Raw genomic sequence first — 26,373 nt, forward strand, 5'->3', positions numbered from 1 at the left:
CCGCCCCCGATAGGGTCGGGGACGTGGCGAACAAGAACATCCCCGATCCGGGCTACGCCGACGACGACGGCCGTGCCGACCCCGCGCTGAGCGCCGCCCTCGCGGCCTGGGCCGAGGACCGGACCGCCGTCGAGCCGGTGCTGCGCGCGCTGGAGGGCGCCCGGCTGCTCGTGCCCGTCGTCGCCGTGCTCGGCGAGGTGGAGGAGGACGAGAAGGGTCTGCGCCGCGAGAAGACCAGCGACATGGCCGTCCCCACCCTCAGAGCCGGCGGCCGGACCGCGCTGCCCGCCTTCACCTCCACCGCGTCGCTGGCCCGCTGGGACCCGCGGGCCCGCCCCGTGGCCGTACCGCTGCACCAGGCGCTGCGCGCGGCGGCGCACGAGAAGGCGGACACCGTCGTCCTGGACCTGGCCGGGCCGGTGCCGTTCGAGCTGACCGGGGCCGCCCTGCGGGCGCTCGCCGAGGGACGGACCACGGTCGATCCGCTCGCCGACCCCGCGGTGCTCGCGGCGGTCCGGGCCGCGGTGGCCGCCGAGCCCGGCGTCGTCCGCGCCCACCTCGGCCCCGGACAGGCCGACGGCACCCTCGCCCTCGTCCTCGACCCGGCCGCGAGCCCCGCCGACGCCGCCCGCTCGGTGGCCCGGCGCATCGCCGCCGACGAAACGCTCAGGGCCCGCCTGGTGCGCGGCCTCGACCTGGCACTGCTGCCGGCCGGGACCACGCCTCCGGGCGAGCCCCTGTACGTGAAGTCGTCGTGAGCGGGCGCCGGCCCGTCAGCCGTAGACCGGGCCGGTGTACTTCTCGCCCGGCCCCTGCCCCGGCTCGTCCGGGACGACGGAGGCCTCGCGGAACGCCAGCTGCAGGGACTTCAGGCCGTCCCGCAGCGGCGCCGCGTGGAACGAGCTGATCTCGGTCGCGCTCCCGTCCATCAGACCGGCGAGGGCGTGGATCAGCTTGCGGGCCTCGTCCAGGTCCTTGTGCTTCTCGCCCTCCTCGGTGAGACCGAGCTTCACCGCGGCGGCGCTCATCAGATTGACGGCGACCGTCACGATCACCTCGACCGCGGGCACCTCGGCGATGTCGCGGGTCATCTCGTTGAAATCGGGCGTGTCGGCTGAGGAGTCACTCATGCCGGACACGATAGGGGCACCGCGGCGCCGGTCCCCAGTCAGCCTCGGTTAGCCCTCGCCTGGCCGAGCTGCTAACCTTGTGTAACGACCGGTCGGACACGTATGCCTCACGGCCCGCGAGCCCGACCTACAAGTGGAGGCTTTCGAACTCCCACCCGACCGCCCACCGGGCGGCGGGTCACCGGTCAGGCGGTGCCGTCCCTTGTGGCGGCCATCCGCCCGAAAGTGCGCCCCGCGATCCCCGCGGCGGTGCTCCGGTAGTTCGAGGAGCCCCGCCTGTGATCGTCCGGGGCATTTTTCGTGTCTCGGCGCGGTTAGGTCTAACGAACACAGACGTTACGCGGCTGTCCGCCAGACCGTCGCGTGGTGCTACCGAGGAGGATCCATCAGCGCCGAGCCCCGCATCAACGACCGGATTCGCGTTCCCGAGGTGCGACTTGTCGGTCCCAGTGGCGAGCAGGTGGGCATCGTCCCACTCGCCAAGGCACTGGAGCTTGCGCAGGAGTACGACCTGGACCTGGTCGAGGTCGCGGCGAACGCCCGTCCGCCCGTGTGCAAGCTCATGGACTACGGGAAGTTCAAGTACGAGTCGGCCATGAAGGCCCGTGAGGCGCGCAAGAACCAGGCGCACACGGTCATCAAGGAGATGAAGCTCCGGCCGAAGATCGACCCGCACGACTATGACACCAAGAAGGGTCACGTCGTCCGGTTCCTCAAGCAGGGCGACAAGGTCAAGATCACGATCATGTTCCGTGGTCGCGAGCAGTCCCGGCCCGAGCTGGGCTACCGGCTGCTGCAGCGTCTCGCGGAGGACGTCCAGGACCTCGGTTTCGTGGAGTCGAACCCGAAGCAGGACGGCCGCAACATGATCATGGTTCTCGGTCCGCACAAGAAGAAGACCGAGGCGATGGCCGAGGCTCGCCAGGCGCAGGAAGCCCGCAAGGCGGAGGCGAAGGCCAACCCCGGCCGCTCGCAGAACGCCGCGGACACGGACGCCGTGAACGCCGACGCGCCTGCCGAGGCTTCCGCCGAGGCTTCCGCCGAGGCGTGACCCCGGGGACACACCCGTCCCAGGCAGTATCCGAAACAAGAGCGACGCTCCACCTGTGCCCGGTTCTCGCGACCGGGCACCGGAGCGCCACTGACGAGGAGAGAACGGCGCTATGCCGAAGAACAAGTCGCACAGCGGTGCCAGCAAGCGCTTCAAGATCACCGGCTCCGGCAAGGTGCTCCGTGAGCGCGCCGGCAAGCGCCACCTGCTCGAGCACAAGTCGTCCCGCGTGACGCGTCGCCTCACCGGCAACGCCGAGATGGCCCCGGGCGACGCCGCGAAGATCAAGAAGCTTCTCGGCAAGTGACGTCGGGCGCGTACGCCGCGCCTGATCTTCGACCGGGACCCAATCGATTTCGGGCCGTGTGAGGACACCCACGGCCCCGCTACAAGGAGTTAACAAGTGGCACGCGTCAAGCGGGCAGTCAACGCCCACAAGAAGCGCCGGGCGATCCTCGAGCAGGCCTCCGGCTACCGCGGTCAGCGTTCGCGCCTGTACCGCAAGGCCAAGGAGCAGGTCACCCACTCGCTGGTCTACAACTACAACGACCGCAAGAAGCGCAAGGGCGACTTCCGTCAGCTGTGGATCCAGCGCATCAACGCCGCTGCCCGCGCCAACGGCATGACCTACAACCGCTTCATCCAGGGTCTGAAGGCCGCCAACGTCGAGGTGGACCGCAAGATCCTGGCCGAGCTGGCCGTCAACGACGCCGGCGCGTTCGCCGCGCTGATCGAGGTCGCCAAGAAGGCGCTGCCGAGCGACGTCAACGCGCCGAAGGCCGCGTGACGCCGCACGGGCTGCTGAGCCGACGTAACGGGACCCGCAGGTACGAAGCCTGCGGGTCCTGTCGTTGCCGTCCGCCACTGTCGTCTCTCGGCCGCGGGGCCGGTTGTGACTGGTCGCGCCCACGCGGCGGAGCCGTACATGGATACAGCCCCGCGCCCTGAGGGGCGCGCCGCACCAGCCGTCGAGTTACTTGTGAAGGTGAAGGATCGCATGCCCCCCGCCCTCCCCGAGCTGATCTCTCCCCGTTCCCCCCGGGTGTCCGCCGCGCGCCGGCTGGCCCGGCGGAACTTCCGGGGGAAGGAGCGGCTGTTCCTCGCCGAGGGGCCGCAGGCCGTACGGGAGGCCGCCGGGCACGCGGACACGCTCGTGGAGCTGTTCGTCACCGTCGAGGCCGCCGAGCGGCACGCCGACGTCATCGGCGCGGCACGCGCCGCCGGCGCCCGCGTCCACCTGGCCGACGAGCAGGTCATCGCCGACATCTCCACCACCGTCACCCCGCAGGGCCTGGTCGGGGTCTGCCGGTTCCTGGACACGCCCTTCGAGGACGTCCTCGCCGCCCGGCCCAGGCTGGTCGCCGTCCTCGCCCACGTGCGCGACCCCGGCAACGCCGGCACCGTGCTGCGCTGCGCCGACGCCGCCGGCGCCGAGGCCGTCGTCCTCACCGACGCCTCCGTCGACCTGTACAACCCCAAGGCCGTGCGCGCCTCCGTCGGCTCCCTCTTCCACCTGCCCGTCGCCGTCGGCGTCCCCGTCGAACACGCCGTGGCCGGGCTCAGGAGGGCGGGCGTGCGGATCCTCGCCGCCGACGGCGCGGGGGAGCGCGATCTCGACGAGGAGCTGGACAAGGGCGCCATGGGCGGCCCCACCGCCTGGGTCTTCGGCAACGAGGCCTGGGGGCTCCCCGAGGGGACGCGCGCCCTCGCCGACGCCGTGGTCCGCGTCCCCATCCACGGCAGGGCCGAGAGCCTGAACCTCGCGACCGCCGCGGCCGTATGTCTGTACGCCTCGGCCCGCGCACAGCGCGCCGCCACGGGCTGCCGCTCCGTCACCGAGAGCTAGTAGGGTGACCAGCCCGGGGGAAACGCCCCCGAGCTCTCGGACCGGTCTGAGCAGGGGGTACCCCCATGCCATCTGAGAGGTGGGACACGGGGATGAGCGTCGGCACCAGCAGCGCACCGGGAGGCCCGGACGTACGGCGTCCGCCCGCGCCCCGCACCGGCGAATCCGCCGCGCCCGGCATCGACCCGGACGACCTCCCCGACGGGCTGGTCGTCGCCGACGAGCACGGCCGCGTCGTCCGCTTCAACGCCGCCGCCGAGCGGATCACCGCCGTCCCCGCGGCCCGCGCCCTCGGACAGCCGCTGGACACCGCGCTCCCCCTGGAGGACCTGGAGGGCCGACGCTGGTGGCAGCTGACCGACCCCTACGGCGGCCTCGCCACCCGCACCCGCCAGCCCGAGCGCAACCTCCTGCTGCCCGGCGGCCGGGAGGTGCTGGTCTCCGCGCGCTACATCCGCACGGCCCCCCTCGGCCCGGTGACCCGCGTCGTCGTCTGCCTGCGCGACACCGAGGCCCGCCGCCGCACCGAGCGCAGCCACGCCGAGCTGATCGCCACCGTCGCCCACGAACTGCGCTCCCCGCTCACCTCCGTCAAGGGCTTCACCGCCACCCTGCTCGCCAAGTGGGAGCGGTTCACCGACGACCAGAAGCGGCTGATGCTGGAGACGGTCGACGCCGACGCCGACCGGGTCACCCGGCTCATCGCCGAACTGCTCGACATCTCCCGCATCGACTCCGGACGCCTGGAGGTGCGCCGCCAGCCCGTCGACATCGGCGCCGCCGTCGGCCGCCACATCCAGGCCTACGTCGCCGCCGGGCTGCCCGCCGACCGGTTCCTGCTGCGCATCCAGCAGCCCCTGCCCGCCCTGTGGGCCGACCCCGACAAGATCGACCAGGTGCTCAGCAACCTCATCGAAAATGCGGTGCGGCACGGCGAGGGAACCGTCACCATTGACGTCACGCCCGCCCCGTCCCCCCGCGAAGGGGAGGACGCCGCGACGTCGGTCACCGTGAGCGACGAGGGCGCCGGCATCCCGGAGGAGTCCATGAACCGCGTCTTCACCCGCTTCTGGCGGGGCAGCAAGCGCGGCGGCACCGGCCTCGGGCTGTACATCGTCAAGGGCATCGTCGAGGCGCACGGCGGCACCATCACGGTCGGCCGCGCCCCCGGCGGCGGCGCCGAGTTCCGATTTACGTTGCCCGTGGCCGCTCCGGCGTATCTCGCCTGACGGCCACGGGCGCATTCGTCCAGCCCCACCCCGTTAGACTCGGCCTTTGGCACCTTTGCGTCCCGTGAAACGGCCTCCTGAGTCGCTGACGGGGACCTTCAGCCAGCCAATCGGAAGCACGGGAAGAGATGTCGGCACCGAATAAGTCGTACGACCCTGTCGAGGTCGAGGCGTTGAAACCGGAAGAGATCGAGCGCATGCGGGACGAGGCGCTCGCCGCCTTCGCCGCCGCGGACTCCCTCGACGCGCTCCAGGAGGCGAAGGTCGCCCACACCGGCGGCGCCTCACCGCTGGCACTGGCCAACCGCGAGATCGGCGCCCTGCCCCCGCACGCCAAGGCGGACGCCGGCAAGCGCGTCGGCCAGGCCCGGGGCGCCGTCAACAAGGCCCTCGCGGCCCGCCAGGCGGAGCTGGAGGCCGAGCGGGACGCCCGGGTACTGGTCGAGGAGGACGTGGACGTCACCCTGCCGTACGACCGTGTGCCGGCCGGCGCCCGCCACCCGCTGACCACGCTCTCCGAGCGCATCGAGGACGTCTTCGTCGCCATGGGCTACGAGGTCGCCGAGGGCCCCGAGGCCGAGGCCGAGTGGTTCAACTTCGACGCCCTCAACATCGGCCCCGACCACCCCGCCCGCGGCGAGGCCGACACCTTCTTCGTGCAGGGTCCCGACGGCGGCGGCGACTCCGGCGTGGTGCTGCGCACCCACACCTCGCCCGTCCAGATCCGCTCCCTGCTCGGACGCGAGCTGCCGGTCTACGTGATCTGCCCCGGCCGCGTCTACCGCACCGACGAGCTGGACGCCACCCACACCCCGGTCTTCCACCAGGTCGAGCTGCTCGCCATCGACGAGGGCCTGACCATGGCGGACCTCAAGGGCACCCTGGACCACATGGTCCAGTCCCTGTTCGGCGAGGACATGAAGACCCGGCTGCGGCCCAACTTCTTCCCCTTCACCGAGCCGTCCGCCGAGATGGACATGGTCTGCTACGTCTGCCGCGGCGAGTCCGTCGGCAACCCGGACCGGCCCTGCCGCACCTGCTCCTCCGAGGGCTGGATCGAGCTCGGCGGCTGCGGCATGGTCAACCCGCGCGTGCTGCGCGCCTGCGGAGTCGACCCGGAGAAGTACAGCGGCTTCGCCTTCGGGTTCGGCATCGAGCGGATGCTGATGTTCCGCCACAACGTCGATGACATGCGAGACATGGTCGAGGGTGACGTCCGGTTCACCCGGCCCTTCGGGATGGAGATCTGATGCGGGTCCCGCTTTCCTGGCTGCGGGAGTACGTCGACCTGCCGGCGACCGAAACCGGCCGTGACGTCCAGGCCAAACTCATTTCGGCCGGCCTGGAGGTCGAGACCGTCGAACAGCTCGGCGCCGACCTCAAGGGCCCCCTGGTCGTCGGCCAGGTGCTGACCATCGAGGAGCTGGAGGGCTTCAAGAAGCCGATCCGCTTCTGCACGGTCGACGTCGGCACCGCCAACGGCACCGGCGAGCCGCAGGAGATCGTCTGCGGCGCCCGCAACTTTTCCGTCGGCGACAAGGTCGTCGTCGTCCTGCCGGGCGCCGAACTCCCCGGCGGCTTCGCCATCGCCGCCCGCAAGACCTACGGCAAGGTCTCGCACGGCATGATCTGCTCCAGCGACGAGCTGGGCATGGGCGACGACGGCAGCAAGGGCATCATCGTGCTGCCGCCCGAGACCGAGGTCGGCCGGGACGCCGTCGAACTGCTCGAACTGGTCGACGAGGTCCTCGACATCGCCGTCACCGCCAACCGCGGCGACTGCCTGTCCATCCGCGGCGTCGCCCGCGAGACCGCCATCGCCTACGGCCTGCCGCTGCGCGACCCGGCCCTGCTCGACGTGCCCGCGCCCAACGCCCACGGCTACCCCGTCGAGGTCTCCGAGCCGCTCGCCTGCGACCGCTTCACCGCCCGCACGGTCAGCGGACTGCGCCCCGAGGCCCGCTCCCCGATCTGGCTCCAGCGCCGGCTCCAGAAGGTCGGCATGCGCCCGATCTCCCTCGCCGTCGACGTCACCAACTACGTGATGATGGAGCTGGGACAGCCCCTGCACGCCTACGACCGCTCCCTCGTCCAGGGCGCGATCGGCGTGCGCCGGGCCGAGGAGGGCGAGAAGCTCACCACCCTGGACGGCGTGACGCGCACGCTGCACGCCGAGGACCTGGTCATCACCGACGAGCGCGGACCCATCGGGCTCGCGGGCGTCATGGGCGGCGCCAACACCGAGATCGCCGACCACGACGCCGAGGGCGGCACCACCGACGTCGTCATCGAGGCCGCGCACTTCGACGCCGTGTCCATCGCCCGCACGGCACGCCGGCACAAGCTGTCGTCCGAGGCGTCCCGCCGCTACGAGCGCGGCGTCGACCCGCAGGCCGCCTCCGCCGCGGCGCAGCGCACCGTCGACCTGCTCGTGCTGCTCGCCGGCGGCACCGCCGAGGCGGGCGTCACCGAGGTCGTCGCGCCCTCCGCGCCGCACACCATCACCGTCCCGGCCGACCACCCCGACAAGGTCGCCGGCATCACCTACGGCCGCGAGACCGTCGTACGCCGGCTCCAGGAGATCGGCTGCGACGTCCAGGGGTCGGACGAGCTGACCGTCACCGTCCCCTCCTGGCGGCCCGACCTCATGGAGCCGAACGACCTCGCCGAGGAGGTCATCCGGCTGGAGGGCTACGAGAACCTGCCCTCCACGCTGCCCAAGCCCCCCGCCGGCCGCGGTCTGACCCGCCGGCAGCGGCTGCACCGCCGGGTCGGCCGGGCACTGGCCGGAGCCGGCTACGTCGAGGCGCCGAACTACCCGTTCGTCGCCGAGCAGGTCTTCGACCAGCTCGGCCTCGACGCCGACGACCCGGCCCGCCGGGTGGTCAAGCTGGTCAACCCGCTCAACGACGAGGAGCCCGTGCTGCGCACGTCGCTGCTGCCGGGTCTGCTCGGCGCGCTGCGGCGCAATGACGGGCGGGGCTCGCACGACCTGGCGCTGTTCGAGACCGGCCTGGTCTTCCGGCCGCGCGCCGAGCAGGTCGCCGCGGTGCAGCTGCCGGTGGACCGGCGTCCGACCGACGAGGAGATCGCCCGCCTCGACGCCGCGCTGCCCGAGCAGCCGCGCCATGTCGCCGTCGTCCTCGCGGGCGCCCGCGAGCAGGCCGGCTGGTGGGGCCCGGGCCGTCCCGGCGACTGGGCCGACGCCGTCGAGGCGGCCCGCACGGTCGCCCGGGAGGCGGGCGCCGAACTCGTCGTCCGCAAGGGCCGCTACGGGCCCTGGCACCCGGGCCGCTGCGCCGAGCTGGCGGTCGTCGCCGACGGCGCCGAGCGGGTCGTGGGCCACGCCGGCGAGCTGCACCCGCGCGTGCTGAAGGCGCTGGGCCTGCCCGAGCGCACCTGCGCGATGGAGCTGGACCTGGACGCCGTGGGGCGGGCCGGCGACGACACTCCGCAGGCGCCGCGCATCTCCGGCTTCCCGGTGGCCACGCAGGACGTCGCGCTCGTCGTGGACCGTCCGGTGCCGGCCGCGCAGGTCGAGGCGGCGCTGCGCGAGGGCGCGGGCGAACTGCTGGAGTCCATCCGCCTGTTCGACGTGTACGAGAACGCGCAGCAGCTGGGCGAGGGCAGGAAGTCGCTGGCGTACGCGCTGCGCTTCCGCGCCGGGGACCGGACGCTGACGGTCGACGAGGCGTCGGCCGCCCGTGACGCGGCCGTGGCCCTGGCCGCCGAGCGGACCGGGGCGGCGCTGCGGGGCTGACCGCCGCAGGAGTGCGCGCATCGGCCGGCCGCGGACAGCGGCCGGCCGATCGCGTCTCTCGCGCGCCCCTGACGGGCGTCCCGGCCGGCTCGCCACCCGCCCCGCCACGGAGTGTCGGGCAGGCGGCGGGGCGGGTGGACCTGGTGGGGGCCGCCGTCTGTACGAGGGGGAGCCGGCGGCCCGCCGGCCTCTTGCGAGGTACTCCAGTCAACCGGCCGGTCACGGTCCGCGACAGTGCGCGCACGGTACGGATGCGGGCATTCCGTTCACACCCCGTGTGAATCCGGACGCACTACGCTGTCGGGCACCCGAGTCACCAGGGGGCCCTCACCATGCAGCCCAACACCCTGCTCGACGCGATCCTGGACGAGGCGGGAGTCTCGCACGCCGGGCTCGCGGCGCACGTGAACCAGGCCGGTCGGGCGCGCGGACTCGCTCTGCGCTACGAACACACCGCCGTGGCCCGCTGGCTGAAGGGCCAGCGCCCGCGTGGCCAGGTCCCCGATCTGATCTGCGAGGTGCTCGCCGCCCGGCTGCACCGGTCCGTCACCCTGGACGACATCGGCCTCGGCGTCCCCGGCGAACCCGGCGGCGCCGCCCCCACCTCCCTGTCCGGTTTCGTGGAGCGGGCCACCGCCCTGTGGCGCTCCGACGAACAGCAGCGGCCGCACCTCCTCGGCGCCCCCGCCGTCACCGGCACGCCCGCCGTGATGCCGGTGTGGGAGTGGGAGAACCCGCCCGAGGACGTGGACGTCTCCCGCGGCGGCCGGCACCGGGTCACCCCGGCCGACCTGGACATGCTGCGCGCTGCCCGCGCCCACTACGAGCAGCTGTACCGCAAGGCAGGCGGCGTGGCGACCCGCTCCCGGATCGTCGGCTTCCTCAACGCCGAGGCCGCTCCCCTGCTGCGCGGCGGCTACACCGACGCCACCGGCCGCCAGCTGCACCGCGCCACCGGCGGCCTGGTGGCCATCGCCGGCATCTGCGCCTACGACTCCGACGCGCACGGCCTCGCCCAGCGCTACTTCCACCAGGCCCTGCGCCTGGCCAAGGCCAGCGGCGACCGGGGGCTCGGCGCGTACGTGATCGCCCTGCTGGTCAACCAGTCCCTGTTCATGCGGGAGTACCGGCAGGCCGTCGCCTTCGCCGAGGCCGCGCTGCGCACCGCCTGCCGCCACATCACCCCCGCCCTCGCCTCCGACCTGTACGCGATGCAGGCCAAGGCGTACGCCCACCTCGGCGACGGCACGAGCGCGCTGTCCTGCATCCGCCGGGCCGAGCAGGCCGCCGAGCGCATCCGGCGCGGACACGAACCCGACGAGACCGGCTATGTGCAGCCCGGCCTCGTCAACGTCCAGGTGGCGGAGGCGCTGCTGAGCCTCGGCGAGCTGGCCGCCGCAAGGGAGCATGCCGAGGCGGCCGTGGACAACCCGGCGCACGACCGCGGCCGGGTGCACCGGCTCGCCATGCTCAGCACCGTGGAACTGCGCCGGGGCAACGCCGACAAGGCCGTGGTCATCGCCGTCCAGATGGCCGAGCAGGCCCGCGGGATGGAGTCGCAGCGGATGCGGGACAGACTCCGGGCGGTCCGCGAGAACCTGGTGCGCAGCGGCGGCGCGGGCACCGCCGAGGCCGCCGAACTCATCGACGGAGCGCTGCGCGTGCCCCTGTGACCGCCCGTCCACGTCTGCTGCCGGACTGCCCCTGCTGCGATATTGCCCCTTACCCGTCGGAAGGTGGCAGAACCGTGCAGTGGACGAAACGGAACGAACAAACTGTGTATGAAAACCGCTGGTTCAGCGTCAATCTCGCAGACGTGGCGCTCCCGGACGGCCGGCGCCTGGACCACTTCCTGATCAGGCTGCGGCCCGTCGCCGTGGCCACGGTGGTGAACGAGGCCAACGAGGTGCTGCTCCTGTGGCGGCACCGCTTCATCACCGACAGCTGGGGCTGGGAGTTAGCCGCCGGCGTGGTGGAGGACGGCGAGGACGTCGCCGTCGCCGCCGCCCGGGAGCTGGAGGAGGAGACCGGCTGGCGACCGGGGCCCCTGCGTCATCTGATGAGCGTGGAACCGTCCAACGGCCTCACCGACGCCCGCCACCACATCTACTGGGCCGAGGAGGGCGAGTACACCGGACACCCCGTGGACGCCTTCGAGTCGGACCGCCGGGAGTGGGTCCCCCTCAAGGTGGTCCCCGACCTGGTGGCCCGCGGCGAGGTCCCGGCCGCCAACATGGCCGCCGCCCTGCTCCTGCTGCACCATCTCCGGCTCGGCCAGGACGTCCCGCCCCGGCACGTCACCGGCCCAGCGCCTGCCACACCGCCACGATCAGCGCGCCCACGGCGGTGAGAGCCGCCAGCGACGGCAGCGGCCAGCGGGCGTGCTCCAGCGCGGTCAGCCGCGCGTTCAGCTCGTCCAGTTCCTTGGCGGTCTCCTCGGTGCGATGGGAGAGCAGCGCCAGCCCGCCCTCGACGCGCGCGTACGCCACATCGAGGCGGCGACGTAACTCTGCGAGTTCTCCCAGGGCGACGGTGTGCTCGGGCTCGGCGGTCACTGACCGCTCCTTTCCGTGCTCGGCTCAACTGCTTGCATGGGCATGATGAGTCAACCGCCCTGGTGGGTGCGCGGGGAGCGTGTGCGAAGGGCATATGCGGGCCCGGAGCGCACACGGGGAGTGAAAGCGGCGGGCCCGGCGCCGTTTCCGGCGCCGGGCCCTGTCCGGCCGGAATCTGACGGTCAGTAATCGGCCATGTGATCGGCTGTCAGCCGTACGTGTAGAACCCCGACCCGCTCTTGCGCCCCAGCCGCCCCGCGTCCACCATCCGCTGCAGCAGCGGGGGAGCGGCGTACAGCGGCTCCTTGAATTCGTCGTACATGCTCTGCGCGACGGAGGCGACGGTGTCCAGGCCGATCAGGTCGGACAGCTTCAGCGGGCCCATCGGGTGGGCGCAGCCCAGCTCCATGCCGTTGTCGATGTCCTCGCGGCTGGCGATGCCCGTCTCGAACATCCGGATCGCGGAGAGGAGGTAGGGGATCAGCAGCGCGTTGACCACGAAGCCGGAGCGGTCCTGGGCGCGGATGGCGTGCTTGCCGAGGATCTTCTCGGTGAACAGCTGCGCCCGTGCGAGCGTGCCCTCCGAGGTGGTCAGCGCCGGGATCAGCTCGACGAGCTTCTGCACCGGGGCCGGGTTGAAGAAGTGGATGCCGATGACCCGGTCGGGGCGCGAGGTGGCGACCGCCAGCTTCACCAGCGGGATGGAGGAGGTGTTGGAGGCGAGGATCGCGTCCGGGCGCGTCACGACCTGGTCGAGCACCTGGAAGATCTCGGTCTTGACCTGCTCGTTCTCGACCACGGCCTCGATCACCAGATCGCGGTCGGCGAACTCGCCGAGGTCGGTGGTGAAGCTCAGCCGGGCCTGCGTCGCGTCCCGCTCGGCCTCGCTGATCTTGCCGCGCTCGGCGGCCTTGGCCAAGGAGTTGAACAGCCGGGTGCGGCCGATCTCCAGGGCCTCGCCGGTGGTCTCGGCGACCTTGACGTCCAGTCCGGCACGGGCGCACACCTCGGCGATGCCCGCGCCCATCTGGCCGCAGCCCACCACTCCGACGCGCTCGATGTCTCCCGCTGGGATGTCGGTCACATCGTCCCCTTCGCTGATCCGCGGACAGGTCCGCCGGGTTTCGGCGCCTGCTCGTGCCTGCTCCGTTCGAGCACGTTACTCCCAAGTATCGATGATCGATCGCGGGGGTCGGCATTCCGCGGGGGTTCCGTCGGCGTCGCGTCGGGCATTCTGGGTCCCCGAACCATCCGTGACCGAGCGGATGCCGAGCGTATGGGGGTGTGCATGGGACGGATGACCCGGCGGGCGTTCGCGCTGGCCGCGCTGTCGACCGTGACGACCGCGAGTGGCGCGTCCGCCGCCGGGCCCGGGCGGCCCCGGGCGGCGGCCGAGATGCGCGGCATGTGGGTGGCGACCGTGACCAACCGGGACTGGCCCTCCCGGCCGGGGCTGACCGCGGCCCGGCAGCGGGCCGAGCTGATCGCCCACCTGGACACGGCGGTGCGGCGGCGGCTGAACACGGTGATCCTCCAGGTGCGGCCGACGGCCGACGCGCTGTGGCCCTCGCCGCACGAGCCCTGGTCGGAATACCTCACCGGCACCCAGGGCGGGGACCCGGGCTGGGATCCGCTGGGCACCGCCGTCGCCGAGGCGCACGCGCGCGGGCTGCGGCTGCACGCCTGGTTCAATCCGCTGCGGGTCGCCGTGCACACCGACCCGACCCGGCTCACCCCCACCCACCCGGCCCGCCTCCACCCCGAGTGGACCGTCCCGTACGGCGGCAAGCTCTACTACAACCCCGGCCTGCCCGAGGTCCGCGCCTTCGTGCGGGAGGCGATCCTCGACGCGGTGCGCACGTACCCGGTCGACGCCGTCCACTTCGACGACTACTTCTACCCGTATCCGATCGCCGGCCAGACCTTCGACGACGACGAGGCCTACGACGCCCACGGCGGGGCCTTCGCCACCCGCGGCGACTGGCGGCGGGACAACATCGACCGGCTGATCCGGACCGTGGCCTCCGGCATCAGGGCGGTCCGGCCCGCCGCCCGCTTCGGGATCAGCCCCTTCGGGGTCTGGCGCAACGCCTCCACCGACCCGCGGGGCTCCGACACCCGGGCCCTGCAGACGTACGACGACCTGTACGCGGACACCAGGAAGTGGGTGCGGGAGAACTGGATCGACTACGTCTGCCCGCAGCTGTACTGGCACGTCGGCAACGCCGCCGCCGACTACGCCGTGCTGCTGCCCTGGTGGGCCGCCGTCGCCCGGGGCACCGGGACCCGCCTGTACCTCGGGGAGGCGCTGTACCGGGCGGGCGATCCGGCGCAGCCCGCGGGCTGGCACGACCCGGCGGAGCTGTCCCGGCATCTGACGCTCGCGCGCCGCCACCCCGAGGTGGAGGGGCACGTCTTCTTCGCCGCCAAGGAGGTCGCGGCCGATCCGTACGGGGCGATGGCGCGGGTCGTCGCCGACCACTACCGGCAGCCGGCGCCGGCCCCGAGCTGAACCGCCTCCCGGGCCCGGCCGTTCACCCCGCCTACGGCCCGCTCGTGTACTGCCCCGTCCCGGTCGTCGTCTCCCGGTGGCGGATCTCGGTGTCGGGGCCGGGCGAGCACACGCCCTCGTGACCGTCCTGGAAGCGGACGCGGTAGGGCGGAGTGCCCCCGCGGCCCATCACCTCGACGATCTCGCCGACCTTGTCGTGCTGACCGACCACCCTGCCGTGCTGGACAAGCTGGTCGCCCACGCTTGCGTGCATCTGGGGCCTCCTCACCGTGTGCGTGTGCGGATCGGTGACCGCACTGCGCTCAGCCGCGCGCCCGCTGGGTGACGGCGATGCACACCAGCACCGCCGCGGCCGTCAGCGGGGCGGCCACCGTCAGGTGCTCGCCCAGCAGCAGCACCGACCACACCAGTGTGAGCAGGGGCTGGGCCAACTGCAACTGGCTGGCCTTGGGGATGCCGACGGCCGCCATGCCCCGGTACCAGACGACCAGACCGAGGAACTGCGAGCCCGCCGCGACCCACAGCAGCCCCGTCACGCTGTGGGCGGTCAGCGCGACCGGCTCGTACGCCAGCGCCACCGCGGCGGCGGGCAGCGACAGCGGCAGGCACAGCACGAGCGCCCAGCCGATCACCTGCCAGCCCGGCATCACCCGGGCCAGCCGCCCGCCCTCGGTGTAGCCGGCCGCGCACACCAGCAGCGCGGCGAAGAGATACAGGTCGGCGGTGCTCACCGCGCCGCCGCTCTGCGTCACCGTGAACGCCAGCACCGCCGCCGCCCCGGCGAGGGCAGCCGCCCAGAACGTGCGCGAGGGGCGGGCGCCGACCCGCAGGGCGGACAGCAGGGCGGTCGTCAGCGGCAGCAGTCCGACCACGACGGCGGCGTGCGCGGTGGTCGACGTCCGCAGCGCGAGCGTGGTCAGCAGCGGGAAGCCGAACACCACCCCCAGGGCGACCACCGCGAGGCCCGGCCAGTGGCTCCGGGCGGGTAGCGGTACGCGCAGGGCCAGCAGGCAGCCGCCCGCGATCAGCGCCGCGAGCACGCTGCGCACGGCGACGAGCGACCAGGGCCCGAAGCCTTCGAGGCCCCAGGCGGTCGCGGGGAAGGTGAGGGAGAAGGCGACGACGCCGAGGGCGGCCTGGAGGGTGCCGAACGCGGCCGTCGGCGGACCGTCGACCGCTATCCGGGTCGGTGCGGTAGCGCTACTCTGTGTTCTCATGCAAGAGCGTAGCAGCGTGAGCGATCTGGTGAACCAGCTGAGGAGAGAGCTCGACCGCTACTCTCCTGGTGGAAAGCTGCCGTCGAGTCGCGCCCTGGTCGAACGGTTCCGGGTGAGCCCGGTGACGGTCTCCCGCGCCCTCGCGCAACTGGCCGCCGAGGGCCTGGTCGTGACCCGGCCCGGCGCCGGCGCCTTCCGGGCCCGGCCCCGCACCGGTTGGCCCGCCACCGGCGACACCTCCTGGCAGGAGGTCGCCCTCAGCGCCGCCACGGCCGGCGAACACGTACCGCGCTCGGTGGACGCCTCGGGTGTGCTCGCCTCACTGGCCGCACCGCCGCCCGGCGTGATCGAGTTCAACGGCGGCTATCTGCACCCCTCCCTGCAGCCGGAGCGGGCGATGGCCGCGGCCCTCTCCCGTGCGGGCCGCCGCCCCGGCGCCTGGGGCAGACCGCCCATGGACGGGCTGCCGGAACTGCGCGAGTGGTTCGCGCGCGGCATCGGCGACACCGTCACCGCCGCCGAGGTCCTGATCGCCGCTGGCGGCCAGTCCGCGCTGACCACCGCCCTGCGCGCGCTCGCCCCGCCCGGCGCGCCCGTTCTGGTCGAGTCGCCCACCTACCCGGGCATGCTGGCCATCGCCCGCGCCGCGGGCCTTCGCCCGGTCCCGGTGCCGGTCGACCCGGACGGGGTGCGCCCCGACCTGCTCGCCGACGCCTTCCGCGCCAGCGGCGCCCGGGTCTTCGTCTGCCAGCCGCTGTTCCAGAACCCGACCGGCGCGGTGCTCGCCCCCGAGCGACGCGGTGAGGTGCTGCGCATCGCGCGGGAGGCCGGCGCGTTCGTCGTGGAGGACGACTTCGTACGGCGGCTCGTGCACGAGGACGCGCCGCCGTTGCCGCGTCCGCTCGCCGCCGACGACCCCGACGGCGTCGTGGTGCACGTCGGCTCGCTCACCAAGGCCGCCTCGCCAAGCTTCCGGGTCAGCGCCCTCGCCGCGCGCGGGCCGGTGCTGGAGCGGCTGCGGGCCATCCAGGTCGTCGACACCTTCTTCGTGCCCCGGCCGCTCCAGGAGGCGGCGCTGGAACTGGTGGGCTCGCCGGCGTGGCCGCGGCATCTGCGGGCCATCGCCGCGGAGCTGAGGGCGCGGCGCGAGGCGATGACGGCCGCGCTGCGGCTGCGGCTGCCCGAACTGGCCCTGCCGCACGTTCCGTCCGGCGGCTATCACCTGTGGCTGCGGCTGCCCGACGGAGCCGACGAGCCGGCGCTGACCGCGGCGGCCCTGCGCGCGGGCGTCGCGCTCGCCCCGGGCCGGCCGTACTTCAGCGCCGAGCCCCCGGCCGGACACGTCCGGCTGAGCTTCGCGGCCGTCGCGGGGGCGGGGGAGATCACCGAGGGGGTGCGCCGACTCAGGGCGGCCTGCGACGAGGTGCTGTGAGCCGTTCCGGTGGGGGTGCGGGGGTCGGTGAGCCCTCCGGGCCGGACTCCGGAGGAGATGCCGTGAGCCCTCCGGGCCGGCTCCGGAGGGGTGCGTGCGCCTTCCTGGCCGGGCCGCCGAGGCGGGGTGGTGCGGTGGCGCTTCCGGTGAGGGCTGTGAAGGGGTGCGGTGGTCCCTCCGGCGGGGGTTGCGAGGCACCGCGCTTCGCCTGGGCGGGACTCCGGAGGAGGCGCGGTGACCCCTTCCGGCCGGGGCTTCGCGGCAGGCGCCGCGGCCCTCTCGGCCGGGAGGGCGACGTCACCCCCTAGCCTGCCCCCATGACCGAGCTTGCCGAGGGATACGAGATATCGGCGGACGCCGGCCGGATCGACGCCGGGCGGGTGCACCGCTGGCTGTCGGGCGGCGCCTACTGGGCGCTGGGGCGCACGCGCGAGAAGCAGGACCGGGCCATCGAGGGCTCGCTCAACTTCGGGGTGTACGACACCGCGACGGGCGAGCAGGTGGCGTACGCCCGCGTCGTCACGGACCGTGCCACCTTCGCCTGGCTGTGCGACGTCTACGTCGATCCGGGCGTGCGCGGCAAGGGCATCGGCACGGCCATGGTCACCGCCGTGCGCGAGCACCTGCGGCAGTACGGGCTCAAGCGGCTCATGCTGGCCACGCACGACGCCCACGGGGTGTACGAGAAGATCGGGTTCGCGCCCCTCGATCACCCCGAACACTGGATGGCCCTGGTCTTCGATCAGGAGGCCGGCCGGTGAAGTCCGGCGACCCTGAGTAACCCCCGGGTAACACCCCTTGACCTGTGCTCTTTCCGGGCCCACGATCCCCGCATGGCACTTGGGGTCACGTTCGTCGCCGCCGCCCGCAGTTCCCCGCTGCTTGCGGAGCGCTTCCAGGACGACCGGCCGCTGGACCAGGCCGGCTGGGACGAGGTGCAGCTCGCCGCCCGGGCTCTTCTGCCGCTCGCGGCGGCCGAGCTGCGCTACTGCTCGCCCACGCCCCGCAGCCGCGCGACCGGCGACGCCCTCGGGTACGCGCCGCTGGTCCAGCTCGCCCTGCGCGACTGCGACATGGGCCGGTGGCGCGGGCTGACCCTGGGCGAGGCGATGGCGCGCGAGCCCGAGGCGGTGGACGCCTGGCTCGCCGACCCGCGCTCGACGCCGCACGGCGGTGAGTCGCTGCTGGCGTTCATCGGCCGGGTCGGCGGCTGGCTCGACACGCGGCCGCTCGACGGCGACGCCGGCTGGATCGTCGCCGTGGCCGAGCCCGCGGTGATCCGCGCGGCCCTGGTCTACGCCCTGAAGGCGCCGCCCGCCACCTACTGGAACCTCGACGTCCGCCCGCTGTCCACGACCACGGTCACCGGCCGCGCCGGACGCTGGAACCTCCGCTTCGACGCGGGGTTCGCTCAGTCCACGCGCGTGTAGCCGGTCGTCAGCACCAGGTCCTTCGCCGGGCCGCGCACCCGCCACACCGAGCGCCAGCGATCCGCGTCCCGGACGGTGAACTCGCCCCGGTAGAGGTCGGCCGCGCAGGGATGGTCGGCGACGTGCCGCCCCGAGGTGAGGTCCAGGTCGTGGAACGGCCGCCCGTCCGCGAACCGCACGTCGGCCGTCCCGGGCGCCGGGCCCGGCAGAAAGCGCAGCGTCCGCTCGGCGGGCCGGGCGACGCCCCGCCAGACGAAGACGCCGGACTCCCGGTGCAGCAGCCCGTCTCCGGGCTCGACGAGATGGCCGAATTCCGTCGTGCCGTCGAAGCGCCCTGCATCCCCGCTCGCCAGATCCCGCACATCCCGCTCCACCCGCCAGCGCCCGGCGAGATACCCCAGCACATCCACCACTGGCCAGAACTCGCCCATCCCCTGCCGCTCTCCGTCCTGTCCGTTCCCGTCCGCCCCTGTGCGAACCATTGACGCGTCTCCGCCCCCTCCCTATCTTGCCGTTCGAAGTGCTGACCAATGTCCGACATCTCGAACGCATCGAGAACTCCTCCCGAGCCGCGGAGCTTCCATGTCACGCACGCGCAACCGCTGGAGAACCGGTCTCACCGCGACCGCCCTCCTGACGGCCACCGCCCTTCTGCCCGCCCCCGCGCACGCCGAGCCCGTCGCCGACTACGCGATCACCGTCGACCCGGACGCCACCGGTCCGGCGATCGCCGACACGATGTACGGCGTCTTCTTCGAGGACATCAACCGCGCCGCCGACGGCGGGCTGTACGCCGAGCTGGTGCAGAACCGCTCCTTCGAGTACTCCACGGCCGACAACGCCGGCTACACCCCGCTGACCTCCTGGTCGGCCGACGGCGCCGCGGAGGTCCTGAACGACGCCGGACGGCTGGGCGAGCGCAACCGCAACTACCTCTCCCTCGGCGCCGGTTCGGCCGTGACGAACTCCGGCTACAACACCGGCATCCGGGTCGAGGCGGGCAAGCGCTACGACTTCTCGGTGTGGGCCCGCGCCGCCTCCGGCACCACCCTCACCGTCTCCCTGCGCGACGCCGCGGGCAGCCTGGCCGGCGCCCGTCAGGTGGCCGTACGCGGCGACTGGCGCAAGTACACCGCCACCTTCACCGCGTCCCGCACCAGCAGCCGCGGCCGGCTGACCGTCGCCGCGACGCGGGCGGCCGCCCTCGACATGGTGTCGCTCTTCCCGCGCGACACCTACAAGAACCAGCCGGGCGGCCTGCGCAGGGACCTCGCCGAGAAGATCGAGGCGCTCAGGCCCGGCTTCGTCCGCTTCCCCGGCGGCTGCATCGTCAACACCGGCTCCATGGAGGACTACAGCGAGGCCTCCGGCTGGCAGCGCAAGCGGGCCTACCAGTGGAAGGACACCGTCGGCCCGGTCGAACAGCGCGCCACCAACGCCAACTTCTGGGGCTACAACCAGAGTTACGGCCTCGGCTACTACGAGTACTTCCGCTTCGCCGAGGACGTCGGCGCCATGCCGCTGCCCGTCGTCCCCGCGCTGGTCACCGGCTGCGGCCAGAACCGGGCCACCGACGACGAGGCGCTGCTGCGGCGGCACATCCAGGACACCCTCGACCTCATCGAGTTCGCCAACGGCCCGGTGACCTCCGAGTGGGGCGGGCTGCGCGCCCGGATGGGCCACCCCAGGCCCTTCGGACTCACCCACCTCGGCGTCGGCAACGAGGAGAACCTGCCGGACGCGTACTTCGAGCGCTTCCGCAGGTTCCGCACCGCCATCGAGGCCGAGCACCCCGAGATCACGCTCGTCTCCAACTCCGGCCCGGACGACACCGGAACGACCTTCGACCGCCTCTGGCAGCTCAACCGCGCCGACGGCGTCGACATGGTCGACGAGCACTACTACAACAGCCCCCAGTGGTTCCTCCAGAACAACGACCGCTACGACTCCTACGACCGGCAGGGCCCGAAGGTCTTCCTCGGCGAGTACGCCTCCCAGGGCAACGCCTGGAAGAACGCCCTGGCCGAGGCCGCGTTCATGACCGGCCTCGAGCGCAACGCCGACGTCGTCGAGCTGGCCTCCTACGCGCCGCTGCTGGCCAACGAGGACTACGTGCAGTGGCGCCCGGACATGATCTGGTTCAACAACCGCGCGTCCTGGGGCTCGGCCAACTACGAGGTCCAGAAGCTGTTCATGAACAACACCGGCGACCGCGTCGTCCCCTCGACGGCCACCACCACACCGGACGTGAGCGGCCCGATCTCCGGCGCGATCGGCCTGTCCACCTGGGCGACCAGCGCCGCCTACGACGACGTGCGGGTCACCGCCGCCGACGGCGCCGAGCTGTTCCGGGACGACTTCTCCGGCGACGCCTCGCGGTGGACGCACGGCGGCACGGGCGCCTGGACCGTCCAGAGCGGCGAGCTGGTGCAGACCGACGCCGCCGCGGAGAACACCCTGATCACGGCCGGCGACCCCGCCTGGCACGACTACGACCTGCATGTCAGGGCCACCAAGAAGTCCGGCAACGAGGGCTTCCTGGTCGCCTTCGGAGTCAAGGACACCGGCAACTACTACTGGTGGAACCTCGGCGGCTGGAACAACACCAGCTCCGCCGTCGAGCAGGCCGTGGACGGAGGCAAGTCGACGCTGATCTCGAAGCCCGGGTCGATCGAGACCGGCCGCGCCTACGACATCGACGTCAAGGTGCGCGGCCGCCAGGTCACCCTCTACCTCGACGGCCGGGAATGGGGCAGCTTCACCGACGACAAGCCGGCCGAGCCGTTCCGCCAGGTCGTCACCGAGGACGAGGCCACCGGCGACCTGATCGTGAAGGTCGTCAACGCCCAGTCCGCGGCGGCCCGTACGGCCGTCGACCTCGGCGGCGCCCGGGTCGCCCCCCGCGCCCGCGTCACCACTCTGGCCGCCGCCCCCGACGAGACGAACACCGAGACGGACACCCCGGTGACGCCGGTGACGTCCACCTTCGACGGGGTCGCGGACCGGTTCACGTACACCTTCCCGGCGAACTCGGTCACGTTCCTGCGGATCGGGCGGCGGTGACGGCCGTGCGCGGGCTGCCCTCCCAGCGGCGGGGGCGGCCCGCGCACGACGATCCCGGTTCAGCCGCCGGCGCGCCCGGTCCGGCTGCCGGCCCGCCCGGCCGCCTACGCCGGGGCGGCCGGTCCGGCGAAGGGCGGCAGCTCCCTGAAGCGCGGGTCGAGCGCGACCGTCGGCGTGAGGCGGCGCAGGGCCGCACGCACGAGGGTGAGGGGATGGCGGGGGAACCGCGCGTCCCACTCCTCGTCGTCGGCGACGTGGCTCGGCAGCCCGCCGAGCTGCTCGCCGCCCGTGTACGGATGGGGCCGGAAGTACGCGTCCGGCCCGACCTGCGCCATCACCACGGCCTCACGTATCCCGGTGGTGGCGCCCTCGGCGGCCTGCACCTTCAGCACGGTGCTGCAGCCGGCCTTCGGCACGGTCCACGACCCGAGGAACGCCTGCCCGGGCCGGCTGCCCAGCGGCACCTTGATCAGCTGCCGGACGGCCGGCACGCCGTCCAGGGTCCCGAACCCGGCCTCGACGAGCCCGCCCCCCGCCCGCGCGGCTCCGTGCGCCAGCCCGGCGCGCAGCCGCTCCGGCTCGTCCAGCGGCGCGGGCAGATCCGGCACCAGGGAGAAGTAGTGCACCGACAGCACGAGCCCCGTGTCGTCGGTCCACACACCGGGCTCCCGTTCGGTGAAGCCGGTCAGATCAAGGCTGTTGACGGGAGTCATGGCGATCATCATGCCGGGCCCGGACCCGCGCCGGAGCGGCGGTCGCAGGTCCGGGGACGGCGTCGTGCGAACCTGCCTGCATACCCATCCCCCCTCATTGCATAAACGTGCAGCTCCACGTATAGTCATGCCGTCCAGGAGGAGGGTTTCCATGACGGTACGTGCGGCGGTGGCCGGGGCGAGCGGGTATGCGGGCGGAGAGCTGCTCCGGCTGCTCCTGGCCCACCCCGGGATCGAGATCGGCGCCCTGACCGGCCACTCCAACGCCGGGCAGCGGCTCGGTGCGCTGCAGCCGCATCTGCTGCCGCTGGCCCACCGGGTCCTCCAGGAGACCACGGCCGAGGCGCTCGCCGGGCACGACGTGGTCTTCCTCGCCCTGCCCCACGGGCAGTCCGCCGCCGTCGCCGCGCAGCTCGGGCCCGACGTCCTCGTGGTCGACATGGGCGCCGACTTCCGGCTGAGGGACGCCGCCGACTGGGAGGCGTTCTACGGCTCCCCGCACGCCGGGACCTGGCCCTACGGCCTGCCCGAGCTGCCGGGCGCCCGTGCCGCGCTGGAGGGGTCCAAGCGCGTCGCGGTCCCCGGCTGCTACCCGACGGCCGTCTCCCTCGCCCTGTTCCCGGCCTACGCGGCGGGGCTGGCCGCGCCCGAGGCCGTGATCGTCGCCGCGTCCGGCACGTCCGGCGCGGGCAAGGCGCCCAAGCCGCACCTGCTCGGCAGCGAGGTCATGGGCTCCATGTCGCCGTACGGCGTCGGCGGCGGCCACCGGCACACCCCCGAGATGATCCAGAACCTCAGCGCGGCGGCCGGCGAGCGGGTCGCCGTCTCCTTCACCCCGACCCTCGCACCGATGCCCCGCGGCATCCTCGCCACCTGCAGCGCCCCGGCCCGGGACGGCGTCACCGCCGAGCAGGTGCGCGCCGCCTACGAGAAGGCCTTCGCCGACGAGCCCTTCGTCCATCTGCTCCCCGAGGGGCAGTGGCCCGCCACCGCGTCCGTCTGCGGTTCGAACGCCGTTCAGGTGCAGGTCGCGTACGACGCCGCCGTGCACCGCATCATCGCGATCAGCGCCATCGACAACCTGACCAAGGGCACCGCCGGCGGCGCCGTGCAGAGCATGAACATCGCCCTCGGGCTCCCCGAGGAACTGGGACTTTCCACGATCGGAGTCGCACCGTGAGCGTCACGGCAGCCAACGGATTCACGGCGGCGGGCATCGCCGCCGGGATCAAGGAGAACGGCAGTCCGGACCTGGCCCTCGTGGTCAACACCGGGCCGCGCCGCGCCGCCGCGGGAGTCTTCACCTCCAACCGCGTCAAGGCCGCGCCCGTTCTCTGGTCCGAGCAGGTGCTCAAGAGCGGCGAGCTGACCGCCGTCGTCCTCAACTCCGGCGGCGCCAACGCCTGCACCGGCCCCCAGGGCTTCCAGGACACCCACGCCACCGCCGAGAAGGCCGCCGACGTCCTCGGCATCGGCGCCGGCGAGGTCGCCGTCTGCTCCACCGGCCTCATCGGCGTGCTGCTCCCCATGGACAAGCTGCTGCCCGGCGTCGAGACGGCCGCGGCCCAGCTGTCCGAGCACGGCGGCGAGAAGGCCGCCATCGCCATCAAGACCACCGACACCGTCCACAAGACGTCCGTGGCGACCAGGGACGGCTGGACCGTCGGCGGCATGGCCAAGGGCGCCGGGATGCTCGCGCCGGGCCTCGCCACCATGCTGGTCGTCCTCACCACCGACGCCGACCTCGACAGCGCGACCCTGGACGAGGCCCTGCGCGCCGCCACCCGGGTCACCTTCGACCGCGTCGACTCCGACGGCTGCATGTCCACCAACGACACGGTGCTCCTGCTCGCCTCCGGCGCCTCCGGGATCAGCCCCGAGTACGCCGAGTTCGCCGAGGCCGTGCGGACCGTCTGCGACGACCTCGGCCAGCAGCTGATCCGGGACGCCGAGGGCGCGAGCAAGGACATCAAGGTCGAGGTGATCAACGCCGCGACCGAGGACGACGCCGTCGAGGTGGGCCGCTCCATCGCCCGCAACAACCTCCTCAAGTGCGCCATCCACGGCGAGGACCCCAACTGGGGCCGGGTCCTGTCCGCCATCGGCACCACCCGCGCCGCCTTCGAGCCCGACCGGCTCAACGTCGCCATCAACGGCGTCTGGGTGTGCAAGAACGGCGGCGTCGGCGAGGACCGCGAGAACGTCGACATGCGCTACCGCGAGGTGCACATCGTCGCCGACCTCGCCGCCGGCGAGGAGACCGCCGTCATCTGGACCAACGACCTCACCGCCGACTACGTCCACGAGAACAGCGCGTACAGCTCATGAGCCGGACCAGGAAGCACACCGCCCTGCCCAAGGCCCGGATCCTCATCGAGGCCCTGCCCTGGCTGACCCGCCACCACGGCAAGACCGTCGTCATCAAGTTCGGCGGCAACGCCATGATCGACGACGAGCTGAAGGCCGCCTTCGCCCAGGACGTCGTCTTCCTGCGGCACGCCGGCCTCAAGCCCGTCGTCGTCCACGGCGGCGGCCCGCAGATCAGCGCCGCCCTCGACCGGCACGGCATCGTCAGCGAGTTCAAGGCCGGCCTGCGCGTCACCACCGAGGACGCCATGGACGTCGTACGGATGGTGCTCGCCGGGCAGGTGCAGCGCGAGCTGGTCGGGCTGCTCAACCAGCACGGGCCGCTCGCCGTCGGCCTCACCGGCGAGGACGCGCACACCATGACCGCCACCAAGCACCAGCCCCGGATCGACGGCGAACTCGTCGACATCGGCCGCGTCGGCGAGATCACCCGCATCGACACCGGCGCCGTCGAGGCGCTGCTCGCCGACGGCAGGATCCCCGTCGTGTCGTCCATCGCCCGCTCCGAGGACGACGGACACGTCTACAACGTCAACGCGGACACGGCGGCGGCGGCGCTGGCCGCGGCCCTCGGCGCCGAGACCCTCATGGTCCTCACGGACGTCGAGGGCCTCTACGAGGACTGGCCCCACAGCGACGAGGTGATCAGCCGGCTGACCGCCTCCCAGCTGGAGAAGCTCCTGCCGGAGCTGTCCTCCGGCATGGTCCCGAAGATGGAGGGCTGCCTGCACGCCGTGCGCAACGGCGTCGGCAACGCCCGCGTCATCGACGGCCGGGTGCAGCACTCGATCCTGCTGGAGATCTTCACCGACGAGGGCATCGGCACCATGGTCGTGCCCGACGAGCACGAGAGGGACGCCCCATGACGGGCAACCAGGAGCTGACCCTGCGGTGGCAGGGCGCGCTCATGAACAACTACGGCACCCCGCGGCTGCCCCTGGTGCGCGGCGAGGGCACGAAGGTCTGGGACGCCGAGGGCAAGGCGTACCTCGACTTCGTCGGCGGCATCGCCACCAACGCCCTCGGCCACGCCCACCCGGCCGTCGTCGAGGCGGTCACCTCCCAGATCTCGTCCCTCGGCCACATCTCCAACTTCTTCATGGCCGAGCCCACCGTCGCCCTCGCCGAGCGGCTGCTCCAGCTGTTCGGCCGCGACGGCAGGGTGTTCTTCTGCAACTCCGGCGCCGAGGCCAACGAGGCCGCCTTCAAGATCGGCCGGCTGACCGGGCGCACCCACATGGTCGCCACCCACGGCGGCTTCCACGGCCGGACCATGGGCGCCCTCGCGCTCACCGGGCAGCCCGCCAAGCAGGACCCGTTCCTGCCCCTGCCCGGCGACGTCACGCACGTCCCCTACGGCGACGCGCAGGCCCTGGCCGCCGCGGTCACCGACGAGACCGCCCTGGTGATCATCGAGCCGGTGCAGGGCGAGAACGGCGTCGTCGTCCCGCCGCCCGGTTATCTCAAGGCGGCCCGCGCCATCACCGCGGCCACCGGCGCGCTGCTGGTGCTGGACGAGGTGCAGACCGGCATCGGCCGCACCGGCCACTGGTTCGAGTACCAGGCCCACGACGGCGTGCTCCCCGACGTCGTCACGCTCGCCAAGCAGCTCGGCGGCGGACTGCCGCTCGGCGCGACGGTCGCCTTCGGCCGCGCGGCCGACCTGCTCAAGCCCGGCCACCACGGCACCACCTTCGGCGGCAACCCCGTCGCCTGCGCCGCCGGCCTCGCCGTCGTCGACACCATCGCGAACGACGGGTTGCTGGAGAACGTCAAGCGGCAGAGCGGGACGTTGCGGGACGGAATCGAGTCCCTGGGACACCCGCTGGTCCGTCACGTCCGGGGCGCGGGGCTCCTCCTGGGTATCGTGCTCACCGAGCCGCTCGCGCCCCAGGTGCAACAGGCGGCTCAGGACGCCGGTTTCCTGGTGAACGCGCCCGCTCCCGATGTCGTACGGCTCATGCCGCCGCTGAACCTCGGCGACGACGAGGCGGAGTCGTTCCTCCGGGCGCTGCCCGGCGTCCTCGACGCGGTGCACGGGGACGGACGATCCGGAGAATGAGACGAC

At 72.9% G+C, this 26,373-nt stretch carries 25 protein-coding genes and 1 pseudogene; 19 read left to right on the forward strand and 7 right to left on the reverse strand.

Annotation, left to right across the window (positions count from 1 at the left end; translation table 11 throughout):
* Positions 1 to 23: 23 nt before the first annotated feature.
* Positions 24 to 758: an SseB family protein gene (locus ACZ6KF_RS17905; protein WP_356627022.1), complete on the forward strand. Its 735-nt coding sequence runs from the start codon at positions 24 to 26 to the stop codon at positions 756 to 758.
* A gap of 15 nt (positions 759 to 773) precedes the next feature.
* On the opposite strand, the gene ACZ6KF_RS17910 is transcribed toward ACZ6KF_RS17905, so the two are convergent.
* Positions 774 to 1,130: a DUF1844 domain-containing protein gene (locus ACZ6KF_RS17910; RefSeq protein ID WP_356627023.1), complete on the reverse strand. Its 357-nt coding sequence runs from the start codon at positions 1,128 to 1,130 to the stop codon at positions 774 to 776.
* A 385-nt stretch (positions 1,131 to 1,515) separates the two neighbouring features.
* On the opposite strand from ACZ6KF_RS17910, the gene infC reads away from it, so the two are divergent.
* The 9 genes and pseudogenes from infC to ACZ6KF_RS17955 form a co-directional block, all read left to right on the forward strand.
* A complete protein-coding gene (gene infC, locus ACZ6KF_RS17915) occupies positions 1,516 to 2,181 on the forward strand; it encodes a translation initiation factor IF-3 (RefSeq protein ID WP_356627133.1) in 666 nt (221 codons plus the stop codon).
* Positions 2,182 to 2,293: 112 nt separating this feature from the next.
* Entirely contained in the window at positions 2,294 to 2,488 is a 195-nt protein-coding gene (rpmI, locus tag ACZ6KF_RS17920) for a 50S ribosomal protein L35 (RefSeq protein ID WP_003977225.1), read from the forward strand.
* A 96-nt stretch (positions 2,489 to 2,584) separates the two neighbouring features.
* On the forward strand, positions 2,585 to 2,968 hold the full coding sequence (gene rplT, locus ACZ6KF_RS17925) for a 50S ribosomal protein L20 (protein WP_356627024.1): 384 nt from the start codon (positions 2,585 to 2,587) through the stop codon (positions 2,966 to 2,968).
* Between the two features lie 210 nt (positions 2,969 to 3,178).
* A complete protein-coding gene (locus ACZ6KF_RS17930) occupies positions 3,179 to 4,027 on the forward strand; it encodes a TrmH family RNA methyltransferase (protein WP_469239180.1) in 849 nt (282 codons plus the stop codon).
* Between the two features lie 92 nt (positions 4,028 to 4,119).
* On the forward strand, positions 4,120 to 5,256 hold the full coding sequence (locus ACZ6KF_RS17935; protein ID WP_469239231.1) for a sensor histidine kinase: 1,137 nt from the start codon (positions 4,120 to 4,122) through the stop codon (positions 5,254 to 5,256).
* Positions 5,257 to 5,384: 128 nt separating this feature from the next.
* The gene (gene pheS, locus ACZ6KF_RS17940; protein ID WP_356627026.1) at positions 5,385 to 6,506 is read left to right on the forward strand and encodes a phenylalanine--tRNA ligase subunit alpha; all 1,122 of its coding nucleotides are present in this window, start codon (positions 5,385 to 5,387) and stop codon (positions 6,504 to 6,506) included.
* Positions 6,506 to 9,016 (forward strand): phenylalanine--tRNA ligase subunit beta, encoded by a 2,511-nt coding sequence (pheT, locus tag ACZ6KF_RS17945; protein ID WP_469159130.1) that lies wholly within the window; start codon positions 6,506 to 6,508, stop codon positions 9,014 to 9,016. Before pheS ends, pheT begins: the two co-directional genes overlap by 1 nt.
* 332 nt (positions 9,017 to 9,348) lie before the next feature.
* Positions 9,349 to 10,689 (forward strand): transcriptional regulator, encoded by a 1,341-nt coding sequence (locus tag ACZ6KF_RS17950; RefSeq protein ID WP_469239182.1) that lies wholly within the window; start codon positions 9,349 to 9,351, stop codon positions 10,687 to 10,689.
* 74 nt (positions 10,690 to 10,763) lie between these two features.
* Positions 10,764 to 11,306: pseudogene (locus ACZ6KF_RS17955) on the forward strand (NUDIX hydrolase); the annotation flags it as partial.
* 7 nt (positions 11,307 to 11,313) lie between these two features.
* Here ACZ6KF_RS17955 and ACZ6KF_RS17960 read toward each other — a convergent pair.
* Positions 11,314 to 11,571 carry a hypothetical protein gene (locus tag ACZ6KF_RS17960; RefSeq protein ID WP_356627029.1) on the reverse strand — a complete coding sequence of 86 codons (258 nt, stop codon included), beginning with the start codon at positions 11,569 to 11,571 and terminating at the stop codon, positions 11,314 to 11,316.
* A 208-nt stretch (positions 11,572 to 11,779) separates the two neighbouring features.
* Entirely contained in the window at positions 11,780 to 12,655 is an 876-nt protein-coding gene (locus ACZ6KF_RS17965) for a 3-hydroxybutyryl-CoA dehydrogenase (RefSeq protein ID WP_356627030.1), read from the reverse strand.
* A 204-nt stretch (positions 12,656 to 12,859) separates the two neighbouring features.
* On the opposite strand from ACZ6KF_RS17965, the gene ACZ6KF_RS17970 reads away from it, so the two are divergent.
* The gene (locus ACZ6KF_RS17970; protein ID WP_356627031.1) at positions 12,860 to 14,083 is read left to right on the forward strand and encodes a glycoside hydrolase family 10-like protein; all 1,224 of its coding nucleotides are present in this window, start codon (positions 12,860 to 12,862) and stop codon (positions 14,081 to 14,083) included.
* Between the two features lie 31 nt (positions 14,084 to 14,114).
* On the opposite strand, the gene ACZ6KF_RS17975 is transcribed toward ACZ6KF_RS17970, so the two are convergent.
* Together ACZ6KF_RS17975 and ACZ6KF_RS17980 are read right to left on the reverse strand one after the other, a co-directional pair.
* Positions 14,115 to 14,336: a DUF1918 domain-containing protein gene (locus ACZ6KF_RS17975; protein ID WP_356627032.1), complete on the reverse strand. Its 222-nt coding sequence runs from the start codon at positions 14,334 to 14,336 to the stop codon at positions 14,115 to 14,117.
* A 49-nt stretch (positions 14,337 to 14,385) separates the two neighbouring features.
* Positions 14,386 to 15,300 carry a DMT family transporter gene (locus tag ACZ6KF_RS17980; RefSeq protein WP_469159131.1) on the reverse strand — a complete coding sequence of 305 codons (915 nt, stop codon included), beginning with the start codon at positions 15,298 to 15,300 and terminating at the stop codon, positions 14,386 to 14,388.
* On the opposite strand from ACZ6KF_RS17980, the gene ACZ6KF_RS17985 reads away from it, so the two are divergent.
* From ACZ6KF_RS17985 to ACZ6KF_RS17995, 3 genes are all read left to right on the forward strand, one after another.
* Positions 15,299 to 16,732: an aminotransferase-like domain-containing protein gene (locus ACZ6KF_RS17985; protein WP_356627034.1), complete on the forward strand. Its 1,434-nt coding sequence runs from the start codon at positions 15,299 to 15,301 to the stop codon at positions 16,730 to 16,732. The genes ACZ6KF_RS17980 and ACZ6KF_RS17985 overlap by 2 nt on opposite strands.
* Before the next feature lie 317 nt (positions 16,733 to 17,049).
* Entirely contained in the window at positions 17,050 to 17,493 is a 444-nt protein-coding gene (locus ACZ6KF_RS17990; protein ID WP_469239184.1) for a GNAT family N-acetyltransferase, read from the forward strand.
* Between the two features lie 72 nt (positions 17,494 to 17,565).
* Positions 17,566 to 18,162 carry a histidine phosphatase family protein gene (locus ACZ6KF_RS17995; RefSeq protein WP_356627036.1) on the forward strand — a complete coding sequence of 199 codons (597 nt, stop codon included), beginning with the start codon at positions 17,566 to 17,568 and terminating at the stop codon, positions 18,160 to 18,162.
* Here ACZ6KF_RS17995 and ACZ6KF_RS18000 read toward each other — a convergent pair.
* A complete protein-coding gene (locus ACZ6KF_RS18000) occupies positions 18,144 to 18,593 on the reverse strand; it encodes a DUF6314 family protein (protein ID WP_469239186.1) in 450 nt (149 codons plus the stop codon). The two genes, ACZ6KF_RS17995 and ACZ6KF_RS18000, sit on opposite strands and share 19 nt — an antisense overlap.
* A 151-nt stretch (positions 18,594 to 18,744) precedes the next feature.
* On the opposite strand from ACZ6KF_RS18000, the gene ACZ6KF_RS18005 reads away from it, so the two are divergent.
* Positions 18,745 to 21,225: an alpha-L-arabinofuranosidase C-terminal domain-containing protein gene (locus tag ACZ6KF_RS18005; RefSeq protein WP_469239188.1), complete on the forward strand. Its 2,481-nt coding sequence runs from the start codon at positions 18,745 to 18,747 to the stop codon at positions 21,223 to 21,225.
* 104 nt (positions 21,226 to 21,329) lie between these two features.
* On the opposite strand, the gene ACZ6KF_RS18010 is transcribed toward ACZ6KF_RS18005, so the two are convergent.
* Positions 21,330 to 21,938 carry a hypothetical protein gene (locus tag ACZ6KF_RS18010; RefSeq protein ID WP_469239190.1) on the reverse strand — a complete coding sequence of 203 codons (609 nt, stop codon included), beginning with the start codon at positions 21,936 to 21,938 and terminating at the stop codon, positions 21,330 to 21,332.
* 151 nt (positions 21,939 to 22,089) lie between these two features.
* On the opposite strand from ACZ6KF_RS18010, the gene argC reads away from it, so the two are divergent.
* Genes argC through ACZ6KF_RS18030 form a run of 4 tightly spaced genes read left to right on the forward strand, consistent with a single transcriptional unit; the run spans position 22,090 to position 26,367 of the window.
* Positions 22,090 to 23,118, forward strand: coding sequence for an N-acetyl-gamma-glutamyl-phosphate reductase (gene argC / locus ACZ6KF_RS18015; RefSeq protein ID WP_356627040.1), 1,029 nt, complete (start codon positions 22,090 to 22,092; stop codon positions 23,116 to 23,118).
* Positions 23,115 to 24,266, forward strand: a complete 1,152-nt coding sequence (gene argJ, locus ACZ6KF_RS18020) for a bifunctional glutamate N-acetyltransferase/amino-acid acetyltransferase ArgJ (protein ID WP_469159136.1) — start codon at positions 23,115 to 23,117, stop codon at positions 24,264 to 24,266. The genes argC and argJ overlap by 4 nt, the downstream gene beginning before the upstream one ends.
* On the forward strand, positions 24,263 to 25,171 hold the full coding sequence (gene argB, locus ACZ6KF_RS18025; protein WP_356627042.1) for an acetylglutamate kinase: 909 nt from the start codon (positions 24,263 to 24,265) through the stop codon (positions 25,169 to 25,171). The genes argJ and argB overlap by 4 nt, the downstream gene beginning before the upstream one ends.
* Complete coding sequence (locus tag ACZ6KF_RS18030) at positions 25,168 to 26,367, forward strand: acetylornithine transaminase (RefSeq protein ID WP_469159137.1); 1,200 nt, start codon at positions 25,168 to 25,170, stop codon at positions 26,365 to 26,367. The genes argB and ACZ6KF_RS18030 overlap by 4 nt, the downstream gene beginning before the upstream one ends.
* Positions 26,368 to 26,373 lie beyond the last annotated feature (6 nt).

It is taken from the genome of Streptomyces sp. NPDC046379 (genome assembly GCF_055587785.1).

Bases quoted from the DNA above. Each gene is read 5' to 3' on its own strand.
- ACZ6KF_RS17910 (WP_356627023.1), bottom strand. From the start codon at position 1,130: ATGAGTGACTCCTCAGCCGACACGCCCGATTTCAACGAGATGACCCGC.
- rpmI (WP_003977225.1), top strand. From the start codon at position 2,294: ATGCCGAAGAACAAGTCGCACAGCGGTGCCAGCAAGCGCTTCAAGATC.
- ACZ6KF_RS17930 (WP_469239180.1), top strand. From the start codon at position 3,179: ATGCCCCCCGCCCTCCCCGAGCTGATCTCTCCCCGTTCCCCCCGGGTG.
- ACZ6KF_RS17935 (WP_469239231.1), top strand. From the start codon at position 4,120: ATGAGCGTCGGCACCAGCAGCGCACCGGGAGGCCCGGACGTACGGCGT.
- pheS (WP_356627026.1), top strand. From the start codon at position 5,385: ATGTCGGCACCGAATAAGTCGTACGACCCTGTCGAGGTCGAGGCGTTG.
- pheT (WP_469159130.1), top strand. From the start codon at position 6,506: ATGCGGGTCCCGCTTTCCTGGCTGCGGGAGTACGTCGACCTGCCGGCG.
- ACZ6KF_RS17950 (WP_469239182.1), top strand. From the start codon at position 9,349: ATGCAGCCCAACACCCTGCTCGACGCGATCCTGGACGAGGCGGGAGTC.
- ACZ6KF_RS17970 (WP_356627031.1), top strand. From the start codon at position 12,860: ATGGGACGGATGACCCGGCGGGCGTTCGCGCTGGCCGCGCTGTCGACC.
- ACZ6KF_RS17975 (WP_356627032.1), bottom strand. From the start codon at position 14,336: ATGCACGCAAGCGTGGGCGACCAGCTTGTCCAGCACGGCAGGGTGGTC.
- ACZ6KF_RS17985 (WP_356627034.1), top strand. From the start codon at position 15,299: ATGCAAGAGCGTAGCAGCGTGAGCGATCTGGTGAACCAGCTGAGGAGA.
- ACZ6KF_RS17980 (WP_469159131.1), bottom strand. From the start codon at position 15,300: ATGAGAACACAGAGTAGCGCTACCGCACCGACCCGGATAGCGGTCGAC.
- ACZ6KF_RS17990 (WP_469239184.1), top strand. From the start codon at position 17,050: ATGACCGAGCTTGCCGAGGGATACGAGATATCGGCGGACGCCGGCCGG.
- ACZ6KF_RS17995 (WP_356627036.1), top strand. From the start codon at position 17,566: ATGGCACTTGGGGTCACGTTCGTCGCCGCCGCCCGCAGTTCCCCGCTG.
- ACZ6KF_RS18000 (WP_469239186.1), bottom strand. From the start codon at position 18,593: ATGGGCGAGTTCTGGCCAGTGGTGGATGTGCTGGGGTATCTCGCCGGG.
- ACZ6KF_RS18005 (WP_469239188.1), top strand. From the start codon at position 18,745: ATGTCACGCACGCGCAACCGCTGGAGAACCGGTCTCACCGCGACCGCC.
- ACZ6KF_RS18010 (WP_469239190.1), bottom strand. From the start codon at position 21,938: ATGACTCCCGTCAACAGCCTTGATCTGACCGGCTTCACCGAACGGGAG.
- argC (WP_356627040.1), top strand. From the start codon at position 22,090: ATGACGGTACGTGCGGCGGTGGCCGGGGCGAGCGGGTATGCGGGCGGA.
- argB (WP_356627042.1), top strand. From the start codon at position 24,263: ATGAGCCGGACCAGGAAGCACACCGCCCTGCCCAAGGCCCGGATCCTC.
- ACZ6KF_RS18030 (WP_469159137.1), top strand. From the start codon at position 25,168: ATGACGGGCAACCAGGAGCTGACCCTGCGGTGGCAGGGCGCGCTCATG.